Here is a 19,029-nt window from a genome sequence, read left to right on the forward strand (position 1 = left end):
GACGACGACGGCCCGGGTGCCGGCCGGGCCCCCCCCCCCCCCCGATGTTGCGTCGGCGGGCCTCCCCCCCCGTCCCCGCCCCACTCACCTAACGGGCCCCGCACCCGCCGCCGGCCCCGGGCCACTTTCGTTTTCCCGGGGAACTGACAGCCCCTCCTTATGCTCCTGACAGGTTTCGTCCCTAGCGTCCCGGCCTCATGACGGAGTCTCAGAAACCACACAGCGAACAGGACTTGTCGCGCCGCAAGGTCGTGGCCGTCGCCGCGGGCGGCATCGCGGCCGCGGGCCTGGGCGGCACCGCCTTCGCGGCGGGCGCCGCCGGTGAGCAGGGCAGACCTGCGGGAGCCGGGGCCGGCTCCGATGGCGAGGTCTGCTACCGCCTGACCTCGGAGACGGTCGAGGGCCCCTACTACATCGACGCCGACAAGATCCGCCGGGACGTCACGGAGGACCGGGAGGGCATCCCGCTCCTCCTCGGCCTGAAGGTGATCGACTCGGAGAGCTGCAGGCCGATCCGGAACGCGGCGGTCGACATCTGGCACTGCGACGCGGCGGGGGTGTACTCGGGCTACGAGAACCAGGGCAACGGCGGTGGCGGAGGCGGCGGCCCCGCCCCGACCGGGGAGCCGACCGGCGAACCCCCGAGCGGCGCGCCCACCGGGGGGCCCCCGGGAGGCGGGGGCGGCCACCAGGAGCCCACGGACGACAGCCGCTATCTGCGCGGCACCTGGCGGACGGACCGGCACGGCCAGGTGACCTTCCGGACGGTCTTCCCCGGCTGGTACCGGGGCCGGTGTGTCCACATCCACGTCAAGGTGCACGTGGACGGCGAGTGGACCGACGCCGGTTACGAGGGCGGCCACACCTGCCACACCGGCCAGTTCTTCTTCGACGAGGAGTCCGTGCTGGCCTCCGCGCTGGTGGAGCCGTACGCGAGCAACACCGCCGAGCGCATGACCCTCACCGAGGACACGATCTACGACCAGAGCGGCACCCAGGGCGGCCTGCTGAAGCTGCGCTACGACAAGCGGCACATCGCGAGGGGCGTCCACGGGTCGATCACGGTCGGCGTCGACCCGGAGGCGACGGAGGACGGCCAGGGAGCGCCGCCGCAGCCGAGCACGTCGGCCTCGGCGTCGGATTCCGCCTCCGCGTCGGCTTCACCCTCCGCTTCCGGGAGTTGACGGATTTCTCCGGGCCACGCCCCCCGACCTGCGCTTCGGGGGCGTGGCCCTCTTCGTGCGAACCGCTCCTGGAAACCTCACCGGAGCAGCACAGGAAGCCCGAGGGGGGAGCACAGCGGCGCGTCGTCTCATAGCGGTACGCCGCGGCACGGGCCGACGGGGCAAGGGAGGAAGCCACAGCCATGGGATCCACGCAGTTCATGATCACGCTCTCGGTCCTGCTGATCGCCGGTGCGGTGGTGGGGGTGGCGGCCCGGCGCCGCGCGGCGCGCACCCGGAGCCCGTCCGGTCCGGCCGGCCTCTCCGGTTCCTCCGGCTCCTCCGGTCCACCTGGTTCGTCCGGGTTGTCCGACCTGGACGCGGAGGTGGAGGCGAACCACTGGCTGATACGACTGGGCGGCGGCCTGGTCCCGCCGGACGCGCGGGCCTGGGCGGGCGCGGAAGAGTCGGCGGGGCGGGCGCTGACCAGCGCGGCGGAATGTCATCGAGTGGCGCGGACCCAGCTGGCCGGCGCCCGTACGGCGACGGAGTACGGGGAGGTCACGCGGGTGGCGAGGGAGGGGCTGGAGCATCTCCGGGTGGCGCGCGCGGCGTTGGGACTCGGCCCGGCCCCGGTCGAGGACAGGGCGCCCGGGGCTCGTCGTCCGGCCGGGGCGGGTGCGCGCCAGGCGCATGCCTTCGCCGCAAGCGGGTCGAAATCGGGTCCCTGACCCGGCGCTTCTTTACCTGCCCTTGGAATTCCACAGGTCGTTCCCACGCCCCTGACAGACCCGCCTCCTAGCTTCGCGGCCATGACGGGAAACTCAGAAAACACAGCGAACACAGCCGGTACCGAGAATGACGTCCAGGGCCCCAGGCACAAGCGTGACCTGACCCGCCGGAAGGTGGTCGCCGCCGGTGCGGGCGCGGCCGTCGCCGTCGGGGCGGGCGGGGCGCTCGCCGCCGGTGCGTTCGCCGGGGAGAAGGGCGGCACCAAGCCCAGGGCCGCCGCCTCCGCCAGTGCGGGTGAGGCCTGCTACAAGCTCACCACCGAGACCACCGAAGGCCCGTACTACATCGACGCGGACAAGCTCCGCCAGGACATCACCGAGGACAAGGAGGGCATCCCGCTCACCCTCGCCCTCAAAGTGATCGACTCCGAGACCTGCAAGCCCGTCGTGAACGCCGCCGTCGACGTCTGGCACTGCGACGCCCTCGGCATCTACTCCGGTTACGAGAGCCTCTCCACCGGTGGCGGAGGCGGCGGCGCTCCCACCGACGCGCCCTCCGGCACTCCCACCGGAACGCCGACCGACGTTCCGACCGGCACCCCGACGGGTGAGCCGCCGTCCGGTGGCGGCGGTGGCGGTGCGCACGAGGAGCCCACCGACGACGAGCGCTATCTGCGCGGGACGTGGAAGACCGACCGCCAGGGACGGGTCACCTTCAAGACGGTCTTCCCCGGCTGGTACCGGGGTCGCACCGTCCACATCCACACCAAGGTGCATCTCAACGGCGAGTGGACCGACGCCGGTTACGAGGGCGGCAACACCTGCCACACCGGCCAGTTCTTCTTCGACGAGGAGTCCGTGCTCGCCTCGGCCGAGGTGGAGCCGTACTCCACCAGCACCACCGAGCGCACGACCCTCACCGAGGACACGATCTACGACCAGAGCGGCGTCCAGGGCGGTCTGCTCAAGCTGAAGTACAACAAGAAGAACATCGCCAAGGGTGTCGTCGCCTCGATCACCATGGGCGTCGAACCCGACGCCACCCACGAGGGCACCGACGAGGCCGTCCAGCCGGGCGCGTCCGAGACGGCGTCGGCCGAGGCGTCGGCCACCTCCAGCTGACCGGTTGACCCGGATGACCCGGATGACGGGGCTGACGGGGCTGACCGCTCGAGCCGGCAGACCGGTCGAGCCGGCAGACCCGGTTGATCCGGTAGATCCGGGCGGCTGGGGCCTTCGGCCGGTCACTCGTCCGGTGAAGCCCCCTCCTCCAGGAGGCGTTCCGCGATGTCCGTCGACCAGCTCTGGGCCCACGCGCGCAGGTCAGTGAGCTGGTCGACGGTCAGGCCGTACGACGTGAACGCCGAGTCCGGGTAGTGGTCCGTGCCCGTCAGACGGGCCTGGAGGGTGGGCAGGTCGAAGTCGTCCCGGGCGTGGCGACGGGCCAGTTCCTCCAGGTCGGGGTGGGTGAAGCGGGCGGACGCCGCCCTCGCGTCGATCAGGTCGACGGCCAGACCACGGTCGTAGAGCGCCCGGACCTTCGTACCCACGGCGTCCGGGAGCGAGAGCGCCGGACCGTAGAGGGTCGCGACGGGCGGGCTCCAGAAGGTCTCCTTGTGCAGGGCCAACCGGAGGACCGTGTCCGTGGTGCGGTCCAGCACGGACAGGTGCGCGGACAGCGGGTCCGAGTCCGTCGGCGTCGCCTCGTGGCGGCCCCGGGCGGTGAGCGCCGCGCCCAGCGCCTCGGCGAGACGGGGCATCGGCTCCGCGCTCTCCGTCGCCAAGTCCACGTTCGCGTGCGGGCGTTGCAGCAGTTCGTGCGCCTCGAGGGCGTAGCCGCCGGCCAGCGCCCAGGGGGCGCCGGCGGCGGCCACGTCGAAGACCTCGGCGAGGAGCCGGAGGTGCGGTCGGAGAAGGTCCACCGAGTAGTCGTACCAGGTGTGACCGGGCTGTCGTGCCGGTTGCGGTGGCAGGAGGGCGGCCTCCGCTCCGCCACGGACTGCGTGAGGGCCGCGTGCACCTCGAAGATGTCCACGCCCTTGGCGATCGTCTTCCGAGACGGCGAAAAAAACCCACACCGTGCGGCAACTCTTCACGCGGCGGCGACCACTGACAGGACGTAAGCCCGCTCCTCCCCGTAAGGATCCCCCGTGCCAGCTCCCTCCCACCGCCGGTCCCTCCGCTCGCGCCGCGCCCTCGTCGTCACCGCCGCCGCCGTGGCCGCGGGTGTCGGCGCCGGTGTCGTCGTGATGAACGCGAACGCCGGGACCGTCGACCTGTACCACCAGACGCTCGCCGCCAAGGACGGCTGGGCCTCCTCCGGCACGGGCACCACCGGTGGCACCAAGGCCGACGCCGCGCACACCTTCACCGTCGCCACCCGCGCCGAACTGGTGAAGGCGCTCGGGTCCGCGACCGACACCACCCCGCGGATCATCAAGATCAAGGGCACGATCGACGCCAACACGAACGACGCGGGCAAGAAGCTGACCTGCGCCGACTACGCGTCGGGTACGGGCTACTCGCTCTCCGCCTATCTGAAGGCGTACGACCCCTCCTCGTACGGCACCTCCAAGCTGCCCTCCGGCACCCAGGAGAAGGCCCGCGCCGCCGCCCAGACCAAGCAGGCGAAGAACATCGTCTTCAGGGTGCCGGCCAACACGACCGTCGTCGGTGTGCCGGGTACGGCTGCCGGGATATCCGGCGGCATGCTCCAGGTCCAGAACGTGGACAACGTCATCGTCCGCAACCTGAACTTCGCCGCCACCGAGGACTGCTTCCCGCAGTGGGACCCGACCGACGGCGACGACGGCAACTGGAACTCCGCCTACGACTCCGTCACCCTGCGCGGCGCGACCCACGTCTGGGCCGACCACAACACGTTCACCGACGCGCCCCACCTCGACAGCGCCAACCCCAAGTACTACGGCCGCGAGTACCAGATCCACGACGGCGCCCTGGACATCACCAAGAGCTCGGACCTGGTGACCGTCTCGCGCAACCAGTTCACCAACCACGACAAGACGATGCTGATCGGCAGCAGCGACAGCGAGCCCTCGGGCAAGCTGCGTGTCTCCATCCACCACAACATCTGGAAGGGCATCGTCCAGCGCGCCCCGCTGGCCCGGGTCGGCCAGGTGCACATCTACAACAACTACTACGACGTGACGACCCTCAACGGTTACGCGACGCAGTACAGCATCAACTCCCGCGCCAAGGCCCAGGTCGTCGCGGAGAACAACTACTGGAAGGTCCCGGCCGGCGGCAAGGTCGCCAAGCTCCTCAGCGGCGACGGAACCGGCGCGGTCAAGGGCACCGGCAACCTCGTCAACGGCACGGCCACCGACCTCGTCGCCGCGTACAACGCCGCCTCGTCCAAGGACCTGAAGACCACGGTCAACTGGACCCCGACCCTGACGGCGGGCCTGGAGACCTCGGCGAAGAACCTGCCGACGTCGCTGGGGACGACCACGGGCGCGGGCGTTCTGAAGTAGCACCCCCCATACACGCGAGGGCCGGGAGACCACGAGCCCCCGGCCCTCGCGTTCGCCTGCCTCGCATGCGCCCAGGAGGCGGTTCACGCAAGGCGCATGACCTCGTGGGCTACGGTTCGCTGCTGCAAGAGGACGCGTTTCACGGGTGCGCAGTGCGCTTGTGGAACAGCGACCGGAGGATGGTCAGGCCGCACTGAACCGGCCGCGGACGTGGCCTCCGTGTTCCAGGCAGCCTCCGCATCTCAGAAGCCGAGATAGGTGATCTGCACGACGTAGACCCGTTCGCTGCGCACGACGACCTGGTACGTGAACATGCCGCCGGGAACGATGACATCTCCGCCCTTCGGGTCGACCCCGGCATGGGCCCGGCCATGGACGTGGAGCGCCTCGGCAGCCCTGACCAGCTCGTTCGCCATTCTTTCGACACCGGTCAGGAAATCTGCGGGAGCGGTGCGGGAAGCTTCCTCCGCGCCGAAGGCGTACTCCCACTTCCAGCTCACTCGCGCACTGCTTTCATGGCTTCGTCCAGGACGTCGCCCAGTTCCCGCAGGGCGTCCTGAGCGACGACGGGATCCTCGTGCTCCAGGTTGCTCTTCGCACGAGCGTGGCGGACGGACAGATCGGGGCGGCGGGCGATCTCGACGTCCCTGGCCCAGGCGAGGACCCAGCTTCGTACGGGACTCAGCGACTGCCACTCGACCGCCTTCGCGAAGGCTTCGTCCTTCGTGCTCTGCATCTCTCCCAGACGCCCGGGGGCGAGGACGGCCAGGGCGGCACGCAGGGCATCGGGAGTCTGCTCGGGACGCGGGATCAGCTCGTGTCCGTGATCGGCCTGAATGCTCATGGTGTCCTCCAGGGGGTGCCCCGGCCAGAATATCCGGCCGGGACTGTTGAGGAGCCGGGTCGCCGGCGGAGCCGGACCCGGATGCCAGGCCTCTGAAGTTCGGTGAGAGTCCTGCTTCGGCCCGAACGGCATTGCGGGGGCGAGTGCGAGGGCCCGGCGGTGGCGGAGCGGTACGGCGGACTCGCCCACGACTCGCTCAGGATTCGAGGGGAAGCGAGATCTGTTCGGCGGCCGGTCCCAGGTAGGTGTACTCAGTGGACCGGGCGATACCCACGGAGTCCAGCCGCTGTCGGAAGCGAACTCGGAAATGGACGTTGTCCCCGAGACCTGGACGCATGCGCAGCAGTTCCTCGGGCTCCTCGAAACGGACGTCGTAGGCGTACGCGTTCTTGGCCGTGCCTGTCTTGACCTTCACCCAGCCGCTTTCGCGTAGTTCCGTGATGCGGCCGGAGATCACCATCTCCTGATCGCGGTCCCTGGTCTCCCGGAGCAGTTCCACGTAGCGCCTGCCTCTTTCGGTCAGCTGCGCCCGACGAGCGCCGCCTTCTGCGTCGTACCAGGTCACACCCAGGTCGAGGCGGTACTTGCCCAAGGCACGGGACAGTGCCTCCACCGCGTCGAAGAGCCGAGCCCACTCGCGGACGTCGCTCTCGGACTCCAGCGCCGACAACAGCTTGGTGAGTGTGCTCATGCCAGTACTCGCCGCGGAGGTAGCGGGCGTGTCCAATGCGTGCGCCTCAGGTGAGAGCACGGGAGCGACCGGCCGTGCGTGCACCACCGTGCTGCCCGCCGAGATACCGGTGAGCTCCAGTTCGACGGGCGTGCCCGCGGCCATGGAGACCGCCGCCTCCACAGGATGGAGGAGGGCGTCACCCCATTGGAAGCGCAGGGCGCCGGCTTCGGTGTCCGGGCCGGTGAGGCGGAGCTGGAGCACTTCGTCGAGACGGGCCTCCGGATCGTACTCGCGCACCGCCGCGAGGCGACTCGCATGGTGCTCGGCCTCGATCTCCTCGTCGTCCCGGTCCTCGGTGCCCATCTCTTCGAGGAGGGACGCCGCGATCTCGGCTGCCCCCTCGGCCCCCAGAATCGAGCGCCTGCGCTCGCGCCAGCTGTCGCCGGTCGTCACAGTCGCACCTCCAGGTATCCGCGCGCCGGAGCGGCGCTCTGCTCGGACGGCGATCCGTCCGCCTGGTCAGGCAGTCGACAGCGCTGCCACCAGTCGTCCCACACACCCCGTTCCATGAACGTATGTCCGTTCCTCCGGTGTCATGAGACCGGACCGGAAGACGTGGCTGACGGGCCGATAGCCGACTCTGACCGGAGAGATGCCGAACTCCTCCTTAGGAATTTGTTCGCGGCGAAGGAGGGCAGCACGTGAGGTCCTGTCGGGTGCGGGAGAACGTCCTCATAGCGGTGAGGGCGGGGCAGTGCGGGTCATCTTGCCGGTGCGGCTCCGGCGGTGCCGGGGATTTCGGCGATTCCGCCCACTGATGCGCACGCTCGGCAGGATCCCGGTTCCGGGCCGCAGAAGGCGCGGTCGCAGGTGTCGCAGTTGTGGAGGGGATGCCGGACGGGCGGGGGCTGCTCGGGGGCCCGGTAGGGCGGCAGTGGTGGGAGCTGGGCGGTCAGGCGGTGGGCCAGGAGGGCGGCCGGGCGGTACAGGGGCTCGGCCGGCAGGTCGCTGACCAGGGCGTGGCGTACGACGGTGGGGGTGAGGTCGCGCTCCAGCCAGGCGGCGACACCGGGGGCGAGGTGCTCGGCGTCGGTGACGGAGAGGAGGAGGCGGGGGTCCGCGCGGCGGAGGCCGGCGAGGAGGTCGATGGCCGCCTGGAGGAGGGTGGGGGAGGTGTACGAGGGCTGGGGCACGGCGGGAAGGAGCTTGCGGCGAGGCGGAGGCTTGTCCTGGGCAGGACGTCGGGTGGGCCTGTTCGAGGTGTCGGCCGGGGTGTCACGGCGGCCGGGCTGGTTGCAGGAGACGGTGCGGGTGACGATGCGGCCGCTCTCGGTGCGCTCGCGGGGGCGGCGCAGGTAGCCGTGGGTCTCCAGTTCGCGCAGGGCTGCGGCGATACGGGTCGTGCCCTCGGGGAAGCGGGCGGCGAGGGTCTTGATGTCGACGCGGGCGCCGGCGGGGAGGGACTGGATGTGCACGGCCAGCCCGATGGCGAGCCCCGAGAGGTCGGGGTGCTGGGCGAGGTGGTTGCCGATCACGGTGAAGCGGGTGGTGTGGCGGGTGTTGTCGTGGACGACTCCGCCGGAGTGCGCTGCCGTGGAGGCGCGACGGGGAGGGTGGTTTTTCCCGCTGATACGGGACTGGGCGTGCGGGGGCAGGCTAGGGTTTTGGGTGTCCATCGGGAAGGGTCTGACTTCCTTGGTGGTCAGGCCCTCGCAACGGGATGCCAGTCCCTGCGAGGGCCGTCGTATGTCCGGGGGTTGTGCTGTGTCGCGCTGAGCGTAGAGCAGGCAACCGGTACCGAATCCAGCTGAGTTGGTGATGTTCACTCGCGCGAGTGAGCGTGCGCCGTGGGCGGGAGGGGTGGGGCTTGGTGCGGTTTCTTTCCCTCTCGTGTTTCTTGGAGGAGAGCGCCCGAGCCACCGGAGCACAGGTTTCTGAACTCCGGTGAGAGGTCGAGTTCGGCCCAAACGGTCTTGCGGGGGACGGGGCCGAGTTCGACGCCCCAGCGGTTGGCGAGGGCCTCGACGAGGAGCAGGCCGCGCCCGGATTCGGCATCGGGGGTCGGTGGCCGGCGGTGCGGGAGGTCGTCACCGCGGGTGTCCGTCACCTCGATGCGGAGGGTCGCGCTGCGCGCCAGGAGCGCGAGGCGGAAGTCGCGTCCGGGGAGGCGTCCGTGGGTGGCGGCGTTCGCCGTGAGCTCGGCGACGAGGTGTTCTGCGGCCTCGGTGGCGTGATGTGGCAGGTGCCAGCTGTGCAGCCACTCCGTGGCGAGGAGGCGAGCGAGGCGGGCGCCGCGTGGTGTGGGGGACAGCAGGACGCTGAAGTGACGGGTCGGGGGGTGGAGTTGGGTGGAGATTTCCTGGTTCACGTCACTGAGCGTGGCCGTGCGTGCTTACCGTGAACAGTGACGACGCCGATGCGTAGGGTGACTGTCCGGACCTTGTCCACTGTTGTCCGGGCTGTCGGAGCAGGCCCTACGGGTACGGGCGTTGCGGCACGGCGGGACGACGGAGGGCGTGGCATGTCGGTGGACGGCGAGGTACGACGACTCAGGACCGAGGCGGACGAGCCGGGGTGGGAGGTGGACCCGGACGACGAGTGGGGGGTGGCCGTCATCACCACCGTGGGGCGGCAGTTGAGGCTGCGGCGCGAGGCGGTGGGGATGCGGGCCGCCGAGTTCGGGGAGGCGGTCGGCTACGGCGAGGACTTGGTGTACAAGATCGAGGGCGGGAAGCGGATCCCTCGGCAGGAGTACCTGGACAAGGCCGACGAGGTGCTGGGCGCGGACGGGCTCATCGCGGCGGCCTGGGAGGACGTGAAGAAGGTCCGGTATCCGAAGAAGGTTCGAGAGCTGGCCAAGTTGGAGGCGCAGGCGGTTGAGATCGGCATCTATGAGAGCAACGGCATCAACGGGCTCTTGCAGGTCCCCGACCACGCACGTGCCCTGTTCGAAGCCATGCAGCCTCCTTACTCCCCGGACGAGGTTGAGCGGATGGTTGCCGCACGCGCGGCTCGTTCGTCGATCTACGATCGTTCACCCGCGCCCGCACTCAGCTTCGTCCTGGAAGAGGCAGCCCTGCGCCGTCCGATCGGGGGCACAATGGTGTTGCGCCAGCAGCTCGAACGTTTGTTGGAGGTGGGTCGGCTGCACAACGTCGTTCTTCAGGTGATGCCGTTGAAGTGCGAGACGCACTCCGGCATGGACGGCAAGATCGAGTTGCTGAAGTTCGCAGACGGGTCGGTAGTAGGCCGCTCCGATGGAGCGTTCAATGGTCGGCCGACCTCAGAACCCAAACACCTGCGCATCCTTGAGCTGCGGTATGGCACCATCCGGGCTCAGGCTCTCTCGCCACGGGAGTCGTTGGCCTTCATCGAACAACTGCTGGGAGAGACATGATCCGCAAGACCACTGCCGGGGACGCCTCCGGGCTGGCGTGGTTCAAGAGCAGCTACAGCAGCGGCAACGACGGCAACTCCTGCGTCGAGCTTGCAGTCACCCCCGGCGCAGTCCATGTCCGCGACTCCAAGAACGCCGACGGCCCCCGGCTCGCACTCAGGCCCGATGCCTGGACGGCCTTCATGACGTACGCATCGGGAAGCTGAGCCCGTAACTGCCTTCGCCCCGCGCGAGGCGAGGTCCCGCGGTGCATGCCTTACAGATCGAACAGGGCGTCCGGCTGGGAGGACAGCACGTCGTCGGATCCCACCGGGGGCTTCTGAGGGGGGTGCGTGTAACAGCTCGTGCCTTCGCGCGAGGCATCATCGGCCGGCTTCGCCGGGCGTTAGGAGCGATCGACAGGCGATCAGCCGACGAGTCGGCGACCACGAGCTGGGTCGGGGTCCTGAGCGGGGGAAAGGCTCACGGAACCACGTGAACGGTTCGGGTCGGGGTGGTCACGTGTCGTACGTGCCGTCCCACGGCTCGGTGAAGCCCAGACGGTCCGGGTAGAGCTCCGCCCAGGTCTCGGGGTTGCCGTCCTCGTCCTTGTCCTCGCGGATCACCAGACCGAACAGGACTCCCTCGAAGGTGAGTTGGAAGGGGCGGACGGCGATGTCCGTGTAGGAGCGGCGGGGCAGGCTGCGCAGGAGGGTGGCCAGGCGGACGCGGGCCCGGGTGAGGACCGAGTGGTCGCCGTGCGGGTCGCGCTGCTGCCCGGCCCAGGTGCCGGCACACCAGATGTCCGAGTCGCGGTAGGTGCCGTCCGCGTCGAAGGTGTGCAGCACGGTGTAGAGGCGTTTGTGCTCTTCCCAGCCGTCGTCGAGACGGAACCCTTCGGGGAAGGCGTAGGTGACCGACGCGAGGAACTGGCCGTCCGCGTACCGCCCGATGGACTCGGTGCGGTGCTTCGGCTCATAGGCGATCGGAATGACGTTGGGGACTGCCATGGCGGAAACCATACGGCTTGGCGGGAACACGCCGGAGCCGGGGGAACCTCTACGGCGCTTCCTCCAGATCTTCCGACCGGGGTCCGTCTTCCGGCCAGAGTCCGGGAGACCCCGGCCAGGGCCCGGGAGGCGATGCGTCCCCTGGTCCGGGAGACCCTGGCCAGGGTCCGGGAGGCGATGCGTTCCCTGGTCCGGGAGACCCTGGCCAGGGTCCGGGAGGCGATGCGTCCACGGACCCCCTGGTCGGTCGTCGACGCGTTACGCGGTCGGCTTCTCCTCCAGGCGCGGGAAGAGAACCGCTCCCTTGGTGACCGTCGTACCGGCCGGGAGCGTGCCCCAGGCGCCCGCCTCCTGGACCCGCTGGTCCGCGAGAGCACCCAGGACCGCCTCGGCGCCCAGCGAGTCCCACAGCTTCTGGGAGGTGTCCGGCATGACGGGGTTCAGCAGCACGGCGACACCACGGAGGGACTCCGCCGCGGTGTAGAGGATGGTCGCGAGGCGGGCCCGGCCCTCGGCCGAGTCGTCCTTGGCGACCTTCCACGGCTCCTGCTCCGTGATGTAGCCGTTGACCTGCTTGACGAACTCGAAGACGGCCAGGATGCCGCCCTGGAAGTCCAGCTCCTCGCCGATCTTCCGGTCGGCCACCGCGACCGCGTTCGCCAGACCGTCGTGCAGCGCCTTCTCGGCCTCGCCGTCGGCGGTGGCCTCGGGCAGGACGCCGTCGAAGTACTTGCCGACCATCGCGGCGACGCGGGAGGCGAGGTTGCCGTAGTCGTTCGCCAGCTCGCTCGTGTAGCGGGCGGAGAAGTCCTCCCACGAGAACGAGCCGTCCTGGCCGAAGGCGATGGCGCGCAGGAAGTACCAGCGGTACGCGTCCACGCCGAAGTGCGAGGTCAGATCCTGCGGCTTGATGCCGGTCAGGTTCGACTTCGACATCTTCTCGCCGCCGACCATCAGCCAGCCGTTCGCGGCGATCTTCCCGGGCAGCGGCAGGCCCTGCGCCATCAGCATCGCGGGCCAGATCACCGCGTGGAAGCGGAGGATGTCCTTGCCGACGAGGTGGACGTCGGCCGGGAAGGTGGCCTCGAACTTCTCCTCGTTCTCGTTGTAGCCGACCGCCGTCGCGTAGTTCAGCAGCGCGTCGACCCACACGTAGATCACGTGCTTCTGGTCCCACGGGATCGGGATGCCCCAGTCGAAGGTGGAGCGCGAGATGGAGAGGTCCTGGAGGCCCTGCCGGACGAAGTTCACGACCTCGTTGCGCGCGGACTCGGGCTGGATGAAGCCGGGGTTCGCCTCGTAGAGGGCGAGGAGCTTGTCGCCGTACGCGCTCAGCTTGAAGAAGTAGTTCTCCTCGCTGAGGATCTCCACGGGCTTCTTGTGGATGGGGCACAGCTTCTGACCTGCGAAGTCACCCTCGCCGTCGAGCAGCTCGCCCGGGAGCTTGTACTCCTCGCAGCCGACGCAGTACGGGCCCTCGTAGCCGCCCTTGTAGATCTCGCCCTTGTCGAACAGGTCCTGCACGAACTCCTGGACGCGGTCTGTGTGCCGCTGCTGCGTGGTGCGGATGAAGTCGTCGTTCGCGATCTCCAGGTGCTCCCAGAGGGGGCGCCAGGACTCGTCGACGAGCTTGTCGGCCCACTGCTGCGGGCTGACGCCGTTCGCCTCCGCGGTGCGCATGATCTTCTGACCGTGCTCGTCCGTGCCGGTGAGGTACCACACCTTCTCGCCGCGCTGGCGGTGCCAGCGGGTGAGCACGTCGCCTGCGACGGTCGTATAGGCGTGGCCCAGGTGAGGAGCGTCGTTGACGTAGTAAATGGGGGTGGAGACGTAGAACGCCTTGCCACCCTGCTTCTCGGTTCCAGTGGCCGCCATGCCCGAAATCCTACTGGGCCCGCGAAGATCCACTCACATGCGTTTCGGGGGGTGGACGTGATGCTCCACCCCCCGAAGGGGCCTACGGGCGCCAGGTGGCCAGTACGCCCTCGTAGAGCTCGGCGTCCGTCAGCTCGCGCGGGGTCGGGCCCGCGTGGAAGAAGGACGTGTTGGGGGTCTTCAGCTTGCGGAGGTAGTCGAAGGCCTTGTTGTCGTGCTCGCCGAAGGCGACGAAGGAGAAGAAGACGGCGGGGTGGTTCTTCGCCGCGTTGGTGAGGGACTGGGTGGCCGGGGTCTTCGCGTCCGGGGCGCCGTCCGTCTGGAAGACGACCAGGGCGGGGGTGTCCGCGGCTTCCTTCTCGTGGTGGGTGAGGACCGCTTCGACCGCCGCGTGGTAGCTGGTACGGCCCATGCGGCCGAGGCCGGCGTGCAGCTCGTCGATCTTGTTCTCGTGGTCCGTGAGGGTCAGCTCGCCGGTGCCGTCCAATTCCGTGGAGAAGAAGACGACGTGGACCTTGGCCTCGGTGTCGAGGTGGGCCGCGAGGGCGAGGGTCTGCTCGGCGAGGGCCTGGGCGGAGCCGTCCTTGTAGTACGGGCGCATGCTCGCGGAGCGGTCCAGTACGAGGTAGAGCTTCGCTCGGGTGCCGGTGAGGTGGGTTGCCTCGAGGGTGGTGGCGGCCGCGTCGTACGCGGTGGCGAGGCCGGGGGGGAGGGTCGGGGTGGGGGTGGGGGTGGCGTGAGTCTCGGGCTTGACCTCGGCTTCGGTCTCGGTCTCGGCCTTGGCCTCGGCCTTGGCCTCGGCATCGGCTTCGGCCTTGACCTCGGCCTTGGCCTTGACCTCGTCTTCGGCCTTGACCTCGGTCTCGGCTTCGCCGTGGGCGGCCGCGGGCTCGTCGATCTGCGTCGCAGCTGCGGTGAGTGCGGGCTCGTCGGCGATGGCGGCAGGCTCGGACGTGGGCTCGGCCTCGGTCTCGGCCGGGGCCTTCACCTCGTCCTCGGCTTCGCCTTCGGCCGAGTCGTTCCCACCCGCACCACCCGTGCGGCTTTCGTCGTCGGCCGCGAGTGGCCCCTGCGGGGCGTCCTCGCCGTCGGCGGCCTCGGGCTCGTCGGCTTCCGCGGCAGCGACCGTGGGCTCGTCGGCTTCCGCCGTAGCGGCCTCGGGCTCGTCGGCCGCGGGCTCGGATTTCGGTGCCTCAGGGGCCGCCGCGATCTGCTCGGGCTCGGCCTCTGGCTGCTCGGCCGCGGGCTCCGCGCCGGTCTCCGGCGCCGTCGGCTCCTCGGACGGAGTGCTGACCTCGCCCTCGGGCGCCGTCGGCTCCGCCTCGGCCTCGGCCTCGGCGACCACCTCCGCCTGCGGCGGAGCCTCGGCCTCCGCAGCCGCCTCGGCCGCTGGCTCGTCCACCTTGGTCTCAGCCTCGGCCTCGGCCTTTACCTCAGCCTGCGTCGGCGCCTCAGCCTCAGCTTCCGCCTCCGCCGTGTCCTCGGCCTCAGCTTCTGCCTCCGCCTCGTTCACCTCAGCCTCAGCCTCAGCCTGCGTCGGCGCCTCGGCCTCAGCTTCTGCCTGCGTCGGCGCCTCGGCCTCGGCTTCCGCCTCCGCCGTGACCTCGGCCTCGGCTTCCGCCTCCGCCTCCGCCGTGACCTCGGCCTCGGCTTCCGCCTCCGCCGTGACCTCGGCCGCGGCTTCCGCCTTCGCCTCCGCCTCGTCCACCTTGGTCTCGGCCTCAGCCTCGGTCTTCACCTCAGCAGGCGTCGGAGCTTCGGCTTCGGCTTCCGCCTTCGGCTCCGCCGTCACCTCAGCCTCAGCCGCAGTCGCCTCGGCCTCGACTGCCTCAGCCGTCACCTGAGCCTCGGCCTCGGCCGTCGGCTGCGCCGATGCCGGCAGGTCTTCCGTCGACTGGGTCGGCTTGGGGACCGATACCTTGTCGAAGGCTGCTGAGACGAGGTCGTGTTCGTCCTGGGATGCCGGGCGGGGTTCCGGGACCTGGGCCGTGGTGGCCCTCGGGGTGGGTTCGGGGGAGGGGGACGGGACCGTCGGTTCGGGCGTCGGTGTCGACGCCGCCGGTGCCGACGTACGGTCGGCTCCGTTCGACTGCTGGTCCCGCTCCTCAGAAGCGGTCTGTTCCTGCGAAGGAACCTGTTCCGCACCCTCTGCCTCGGCGGCCCGCTCCTTGCGTGACCGTCCGAACGCGTTCCGCAGGAGAGTGAGAATGCCCATGTGCGCAACCCTTCGCGTGAGTTGAAGCCCGTCAATCCCTGGCCAGGACGGACACGTAAGGTTAGCCGCCCCGAATGGTGATCTTGGGCAGGGGTGAGTGTAGGGAATCCGGGTGTGTCAATACCGCCTCGGTGCTCCCGCCACGTAAGTCCAACACCCCTGTGGCAGCCGGGGCTTCGCTCTCCGTTCATCCCGCGGCAGCGCTTCCGCACGCATGTGCCCCTAGCGTCAAGAACACAGCAAGGGAATGTAACGGGAAAGTAAAGGCGTGCGGGCTGCTGCCGTTGATCGGAACGTCGTCCCAGTCCCCCGGACGGCCCGGGGAAGACCGTCCGCCCGGCGGTGGTGGCCGTGTGGTGCAAGGACGGCGAGGACGTCGGGGACGTCGGGGTCCGGCACCCCCGCCGAAAAGCCCGGAGCTAGGCGCCCGCGTGCGGTGAGGCGATCGCTCTCGCCGCCGCGACCTCCTGGCGCAGGGGTTCCAGGACGCTGCCGGTGGGTCCGGTCAGGTCCGTGCGCACCTGGTACAGGACGTCCGTGTCGCGCAGGCCGTCCGCCAGTTCGCGCAGTTGCAGCGTGACCTGAGCGACCTCCGCCGCCGACGGCGGTCCGGCTCCGTGTTTCACCCGGACCCGGGCCGCCGTCGTCACGTCCACGATCCGTTCCACCGCGACGACCAGCGGCCACCAGGCGGCGGCCCGGCGTCCCGTGGGCGGGGGCTCGGTCAGGGCGCGCTGGAACTCCGTACGGATGACGGACAGGTCGCGGTAGAGACGGCGGCGCATCCGGGCGCGCTCGGCCGGGTCGACCTCGGGGCCGAAGGCCGAGTCGACATAGCGGGCGGTGTCCGCGACCGCGTCCGCCAGCCGGTCGCCGACCCTGGTGTGCCAGCTCTCCGGCCACAGCAGATAGCCCGCCACGAGCGCGATGCCGCAGCCGATCAGCGAGTCCACCAGCCGGGGCAGCAGGAGCGCCGTGCCCTGGTGGTTAAGGACGTCCGACAGCAGCAGGATCACCGGGGTGATCGCCGCGGTCTGATAGCCGTACCCGCGGGGGGTCAGGGCCGGGATCAGCGGCGCCAGCAGCAGCATCGCCGGTACGTCCCACCACCCGCGCGGCACCTGGGACAGGACCGCCGCCGCGACCACCAGGCCGGCCACGGTGCCCAGCGCCCGCAGCAGCGCCCGGGAGAACACCGAGCCGAAGTCGGGCTTCATCACGAAGGTGATGGTCAGGGCCACCCAGTAGGAGCGCGGCACGGGGACGATCGAGACCAGCACCTGGGCGAGGCCGATGCACAGGGCCAGTCTCAGGCCGTAGCGCCAGGACGCGGCGGAGAGGGCGACGTCGCGGGCGGCGCGGGCGGCACGGACCCGCAGGCCGGCCGGACGGCCGAGCCGGTCGTCGATGCCCCGGGGGTCGAGGTCGGGGGCGGCGACCACCTCGGCGGCGTGCCGCAGGGCGTGGTCGACGGCGCGCGCGGTCTCGGAGCCGGGGTCGGGCAGCCGCAGCCCGATCGGCCCGGTGAAGCCGGTCTCCACCGCCCGTGCGAGGTGGATCACGGCCTCGGGGACCTCCGCCGGGAGCGGGCGTCCGTTCAGATGGGCCGCGGGGGCCGCCTCCACCACCGGGGTGATGGCGTTCAGTTCGGCGACCAGGCGGGTCAGTTCGGGGCTGCGGCCGTGGTGTCCGGTGCGGCGGGCGAGGACGAGGTCGTAGGACCGGTTCAGGGACTGGGTGACGGTGTGGCGGGCGTCCTCGTACTCACCGGGGACCTGGCTGCCGCACGCGGCCAGCAGGTCGGCGACCGTGCGATAGGTGGCGGCGACCGCCGTGCGTTCCGGCACCCCGGAGCGCAGCGGCCAGGCCAGCAGGGCGAGGAGGAGCACCAGGAGGCCGCCGCCGGTCATCAGGAGCGGCGCCAGCCACCACTGACCCGGCATTGACAGGCCGGCCCCCACCACGGAGTTGAGCAGGAGCAGCAGCCCGGACACGGAGGCCACGGCCCCGATCGTCGAGATCATCCCGGAGATCAGTGCCACGCCGGTGACGGCGGCCACCGCGAGCCACCCGTGTCCGTACACGGCGGAACCCAGGGTGACGCCCACCGCCCCGAACAGCTGCGGGATCGCGATGTTCATGATCCGCATGCGGTAGGCGTCGGCGGTGTCGCCGATGACGCCGGACAGGGCGCCCATCGAGGCGAGCGCGCCGTACGCGGGCTGTCCCGCGGCGAGGCCGATCAGCAGCGGCAGCGACATGGCGAGCGCGGCGCGGGCGACGGCGGGCCGGTTGACGGCGGACCGCTGGGAGCGGAGGTTCCGGACCAGCCAGTCGGGAGGGGTGAGGCCGATGGGGAACTCGCGGGACATGCGCTCATTATGAGCGGCGGGCTCCGGGCCCCGGCCGTGTGGGCACCGGGCCCGGATCATCGGCCCTGGTGAAGGGTGAAGGGTGAAGGGTGAAGGGTGATGTTCACCGTCCGCGCGCGGTGGTCGGTGCCGTCGAGGTGGAGGAAACGGGCGTCGGCCGCCCAGAAGTCGTGCGACACGACCACGCTTACCCCGGCCGGCGACAGTCCGGCGCACCAGACGCCGAGGAGCCGCCCTCGCGTCGACCTCATCCCGGCCGAGGCTACGCCCCGGTCGTCGTCGCCCCGTGCGGGCTATGTCGCGGTTGCGGAGGGGCGCACCGCGCTTGTCGAGGGGTGCGCCGCGCTTGTCGTGGGGTGTGCCGCGCTTGTCGTGGGGTGTGCCGCGGTTGTAGAGGGGGTGTGCCGCGGGCTATGCGGGCTGTGCGGGCTGTGCCCCGGTCTTCGCCAGGAACTCCGCCAGCACCCTGTTGAACTCGTTCGCCCGCTCCAGGTTCGGCAGGTGGGCCGCGCCCTCGATGATGCGGAGCTCGGAGTGCGGAAGCGCCGCGTGCATCGCTTCCGCGTCCGGCACCGGGGTGTACTCGTCGTCCTCGCCGACCACCACCAGGGCGGGGGCGGTGACGCGGGTCAACACGGTCCGGTAGTCGGGGCGTTCGGCCCGGCCGCGCAGGGCCGCCGCCGCGCCCTCGGGAGACGTAGACGTCATCATGCGGTGGACATGGGCCTTGACCTCGGGGGCCGCGTACGGGCCGACCATCTTCTCCAGGACCTCGTCGGCGTAGCCCCGCATGCCCTCCGCGATCAGCCGGTCGGCCATCTCGTTGCGCGCCAGTCTGCCGCCCGGGGTCTCCGGCGCCGGGAAGGTGTCGGCGAGGACCAGGCCCCGGACGCGGTCGGGGAACTGCCGGTAGAGGTCCATCGCGATCTGGCCGCCCATCGACAGCCCGGCCAGCACGAAGTCCTCCACCGCGAGTTCGTCCAGGAGCGTGACGATGTCCTGGGCGAAGTCGGAGAGCAGCGTGATGCCGGGGACCACCGGGGACTCGCCGTAACCGCGCAGGTCGGGGGCGATCACCCGGCGGGTGGGGGCGAAGGCCTCGATCTGCGGGGCCCACATGGTGCGGTCGAAGGGGTGGCCGTGGACGAGGACCAGGGGGAGCGCCGGGGGGAGCGCCGGGGGGAGCGCCAGGGGCGTATCCGCGCCTTTGTCCACGTATGCGAGGAAGGGAGCCATGTGATCGACAGTAGGGCGGCCCGATTCCTCGGTGCAATAA

General features: G+C 70.5%; 18 protein-coding genes. 6 read left to right on the forward strand and 12 right to left on the reverse strand.

The window, feature by feature from the left end; translation table 11 throughout:
- The first annotated feature begins 197 nt into the window (after positions 1–197).
- From ACFWBB_RS12450 to ACFWBB_RS12460, 3 genes are all read left to right on the forward strand, one after another.
- Complete coding sequence (locus tag ACFWBB_RS12450) at positions 198–1,184, forward strand: intradiol ring-cleavage dioxygenase (RefSeq protein WP_385269934.1); 987 nt, start codon at positions 198–200, stop codon at positions 1,182–1,184.
- 182 nt (positions 1,185–1,366) lie between these two features.
- Positions 1,367–1,894 (forward strand): hypothetical protein, encoded by a 528-nt coding sequence (locus ACFWBB_RS12455; protein ID WP_385269936.1) that lies wholly within the window; start codon positions 1,367–1,369, stop codon positions 1,892–1,894.
- 81 nt (positions 1,895–1,975) lie between these two features.
- Positions 1,976–3,016 (forward strand): dioxygenase, encoded by a 1,041-nt coding sequence (locus tag ACFWBB_RS12460; RefSeq protein ID WP_385269938.1) that lies wholly within the window; start codon positions 1,976–1,978, stop codon positions 3,014–3,016.
- Between the two features lie 122 nt (positions 3,017–3,138).
- Here ACFWBB_RS12460 and ACFWBB_RS12465 read toward each other — a convergent pair whose 3' ends face one another.
- Positions 3,139–3,816, reverse strand: a complete 678-nt coding sequence (locus tag ACFWBB_RS12465) for a hypothetical protein (RefSeq protein WP_385269940.1) — start codon at positions 3,814–3,816, stop codon at positions 3,139–3,141.
- A 228-nt stretch (positions 3,817–4,044) separates the two neighbouring features.
- On the opposite strand from ACFWBB_RS12465, the gene ACFWBB_RS12470 reads away from it, so the two are divergent.
- Positions 4,045–5,388, forward strand: coding sequence for a polysaccharide lyase family 1 protein (locus tag ACFWBB_RS12470; RefSeq protein ID WP_385269942.1), 1,344 nt, complete (start codon positions 4,045–4,047; stop codon positions 5,386–5,388).
- Between the two features lie 242 nt (positions 5,389–5,630).
- Here the strand turns inward: ACFWBB_RS12470 and ACFWBB_RS12475 are convergent, their stop codons facing one another.
- From ACFWBB_RS12475 to ACFWBB_RS12495, 5 genes are all read right to left on the reverse strand, one after another.
- Positions 5,631–5,888 (reverse strand): hypothetical protein, encoded by a 258-nt coding sequence (locus ACFWBB_RS12475; protein WP_385269944.1) that lies wholly within the window; start codon positions 5,886–5,888, stop codon positions 5,631–5,633.
- Entirely contained in the window at positions 5,885–6,232 is a 348-nt protein-coding gene (locus ACFWBB_RS12480) for a hypothetical protein (protein ID WP_385269946.1), read from the reverse strand. Before ACFWBB_RS12480 ends, ACFWBB_RS12475 begins: the two co-directional genes overlap by 4 nt.
- 196 nt (positions 6,233–6,428) lie before the next feature.
- Positions 6,429–7,358: a hypothetical protein gene (locus ACFWBB_RS12485; RefSeq protein ID WP_385269948.1), complete on the reverse strand. Its 930-nt coding sequence runs from the start codon at positions 7,356–7,358 to the stop codon at positions 6,429–6,431.
- A 308-nt stretch (positions 7,359–7,666) separates the two neighbouring features.
- Positions 7,667–8,581, reverse strand: coding sequence for a helix-turn-helix domain-containing protein (locus ACFWBB_RS12490; RefSeq protein ID WP_385269950.1), 915 nt, complete (start codon positions 8,579–8,581; stop codon positions 7,667–7,669).
- Between the two features lie 146 nt (positions 8,582–8,727).
- The gene (locus ACFWBB_RS12495; RefSeq protein ID WP_385269952.1) at positions 8,728–9,273 is read right to left on the reverse strand and encodes an ATP-binding protein; all 546 of its coding nucleotides are present in this window, start codon (positions 9,271–9,273) and stop codon (positions 8,728–8,730) included.
- Positions 9,274–9,426: 153 nt separating this feature from the next.
- Here ACFWBB_RS12495 and ACFWBB_RS12500 point away from each other — a divergent pair, with 153 nt between their 5' ends.
- Together ACFWBB_RS12500 and ACFWBB_RS12505 are read left to right on the forward strand one after the other, a co-directional pair.
- Complete coding sequence (locus ACFWBB_RS12500; protein WP_385269954.1) at positions 9,427–10,302, forward strand: helix-turn-helix domain-containing protein; 876 nt, start codon at positions 9,427–9,429, stop codon at positions 10,300–10,302.
- Positions 10,299–10,508, forward strand: a complete 210-nt coding sequence (locus ACFWBB_RS12505) for a DUF397 domain-containing protein (RefSeq protein ID WP_385269956.1) — start codon at positions 10,299–10,301, stop codon at positions 10,506–10,508. Before ACFWBB_RS12500 ends, ACFWBB_RS12505 begins: the two co-directional genes overlap by 4 nt.
- Before the next feature lie 291 nt (positions 10,509–10,799).
- Here ACFWBB_RS12505 and ACFWBB_RS12510 read toward each other — a convergent pair whose 3' ends face one another.
- The 6 genes from ACFWBB_RS12510 to ACFWBB_RS12535 all read right to left on the reverse strand — a co-directional run bounded on the left by ACFWBB_RS12510 (position 10,800) and on the right by ACFWBB_RS12535 (position 18,989).
- On the reverse strand, positions 10,800–11,291 hold the full coding sequence (locus ACFWBB_RS12510) for a hypothetical protein (RefSeq protein ID WP_385269958.1): 492 nt from the start codon (positions 11,289–11,291) through the stop codon (positions 10,800–10,802).
- Positions 11,292–11,549: 258 nt separating this feature from the next.
- Positions 11,550–13,166: a methionine--tRNA ligase gene (gene metG, locus ACFWBB_RS12515; RefSeq protein ID WP_385269960.1), complete on the reverse strand. Its 1,617-nt coding sequence runs from the start codon at positions 13,164–13,166 to the stop codon at positions 11,550–11,552.
- Positions 13,167–13,248: 82 nt separating this feature from the next.
- Complete coding sequence (locus tag ACFWBB_RS12520) at positions 13,249–15,381, reverse strand: VWA domain-containing protein (protein WP_385269962.1); 2,133 nt, start codon at positions 15,379–15,381, stop codon at positions 13,249–13,251.
- A 419-nt stretch (positions 15,382–15,800) separates the two neighbouring features.
- Positions 15,801–17,753: an FUSC family protein gene (locus ACFWBB_RS12525; RefSeq protein WP_385269964.1), complete on the reverse strand. Its 1,953-nt coding sequence runs from the start codon at positions 17,751–17,753 to the stop codon at positions 15,801–15,803.
- Between the two features lie 56 nt (positions 17,754–17,809).
- Positions 17,810–18,004 (reverse strand): hypothetical protein, encoded by a 195-nt coding sequence (locus ACFWBB_RS12530; RefSeq protein ID WP_385269966.1) that lies wholly within the window; start codon positions 18,002–18,004, stop codon positions 17,810–17,812.
- Between the two features lie 160 nt (positions 18,005–18,164).
- Positions 18,165–18,989 (reverse strand): alpha/beta fold hydrolase, encoded by an 825-nt coding sequence (locus ACFWBB_RS12535; RefSeq protein ID WP_385269968.1) that lies wholly within the window; start codon positions 18,987–18,989, stop codon positions 18,165–18,167.
- Between the last annotated feature and the right edge of the window lie 40 nt (positions 18,990–19,029).

Origin of the sequence: Streptomyces sp. NPDC060000 (genome assembly GCF_042737375.1) — a bacterium.
GTDB lineage: Bacteria > Actinomycetota > Actinomycetes > Streptomycetales > Streptomycetaceae > Streptomyces.

What these genes read in the sequence shown, in the direction of transcription:
- ACFWBB_RS12450 (WP_385269934.1), top strand. Translation starts at nt 198, where the DNA reads ATGACGGAGTCTCAGAAACCACACAGCGAACAGGACTTGTCGCGCCGC.
- ACFWBB_RS12455 (WP_385269936.1), top strand. Translation starts at nt 1,367, where the DNA reads ATGGGATCCACGCAGTTCATGATCACGCTCTCGGTCCTGCTGATCGCC.
- ACFWBB_RS12460 (WP_385269938.1), top strand. Translation starts at nt 1,976, where the DNA reads ATGACGGGAAACTCAGAAAACACAGCGAACACAGCCGGTACCGAGAAT.
- ACFWBB_RS12480 (WP_385269946.1), bottom strand. Translation starts at nt 6,232, where the DNA reads ATGAGCATTCAGGCCGATCACGGACACGAGCTGATCCCGCGTCCCGAG.
- ACFWBB_RS12490 (WP_385269950.1), bottom strand. Translation starts at nt 8,581, where the DNA reads ATGGACACCCAAAACCCTAGCCTGCCCCCGCACGCCCAGTCCCGTATC.
- ACFWBB_RS12500 (WP_385269954.1), top strand. Translation starts at nt 9,427, where the DNA reads ATGTCGGTGGACGGCGAGGTACGACGACTCAGGACCGAGGCGGACGAG.
- ACFWBB_RS12505 (WP_385269956.1), top strand. Translation starts at nt 10,299, where the DNA reads ATGATCCGCAAGACCACTGCCGGGGACGCCTCCGGGCTGGCGTGGTTC.
- ACFWBB_RS12510 (WP_385269958.1), bottom strand. Translation starts at nt 11,291, where the DNA reads ATGGCAGTCCCCAACGTCATTCCGATCGCCTATGAGCCGAAGCACCGC.
- metG (WP_385269960.1), bottom strand. Translation starts at nt 13,166, where the DNA reads ATGGCGGCCACTGGAACCGAGAAGCAGGGTGGCAAGGCGTTCTACGTC.
- ACFWBB_RS12520 (WP_385269962.1), bottom strand. Translation starts at nt 15,381, where the DNA reads ATGGGCATTCTCACTCTCCTGCGGAACGCGTTCGGACGGTCACGCAAG.
- ACFWBB_RS12525 (WP_385269964.1), bottom strand. Translation starts at nt 17,753, where the DNA reads ATGTCCCGCGAGTTCCCCATCGGCCTCACCCCTCCCGACTGGCTGGTC.
- ACFWBB_RS12530 (WP_385269966.1), bottom strand. Translation starts at nt 18,004, where the DNA reads ATGAGGTCGACGCGAGGGCGGCTCCTCGGCGTCTGGTGCGCCGGACTG.
- ACFWBB_RS12535 (WP_385269968.1), bottom strand. Translation starts at nt 18,989, where the DNA reads ATGGCTCCCTTCCTCGCATACGTGGACAAAGGCGCGGATACGCCCCTG.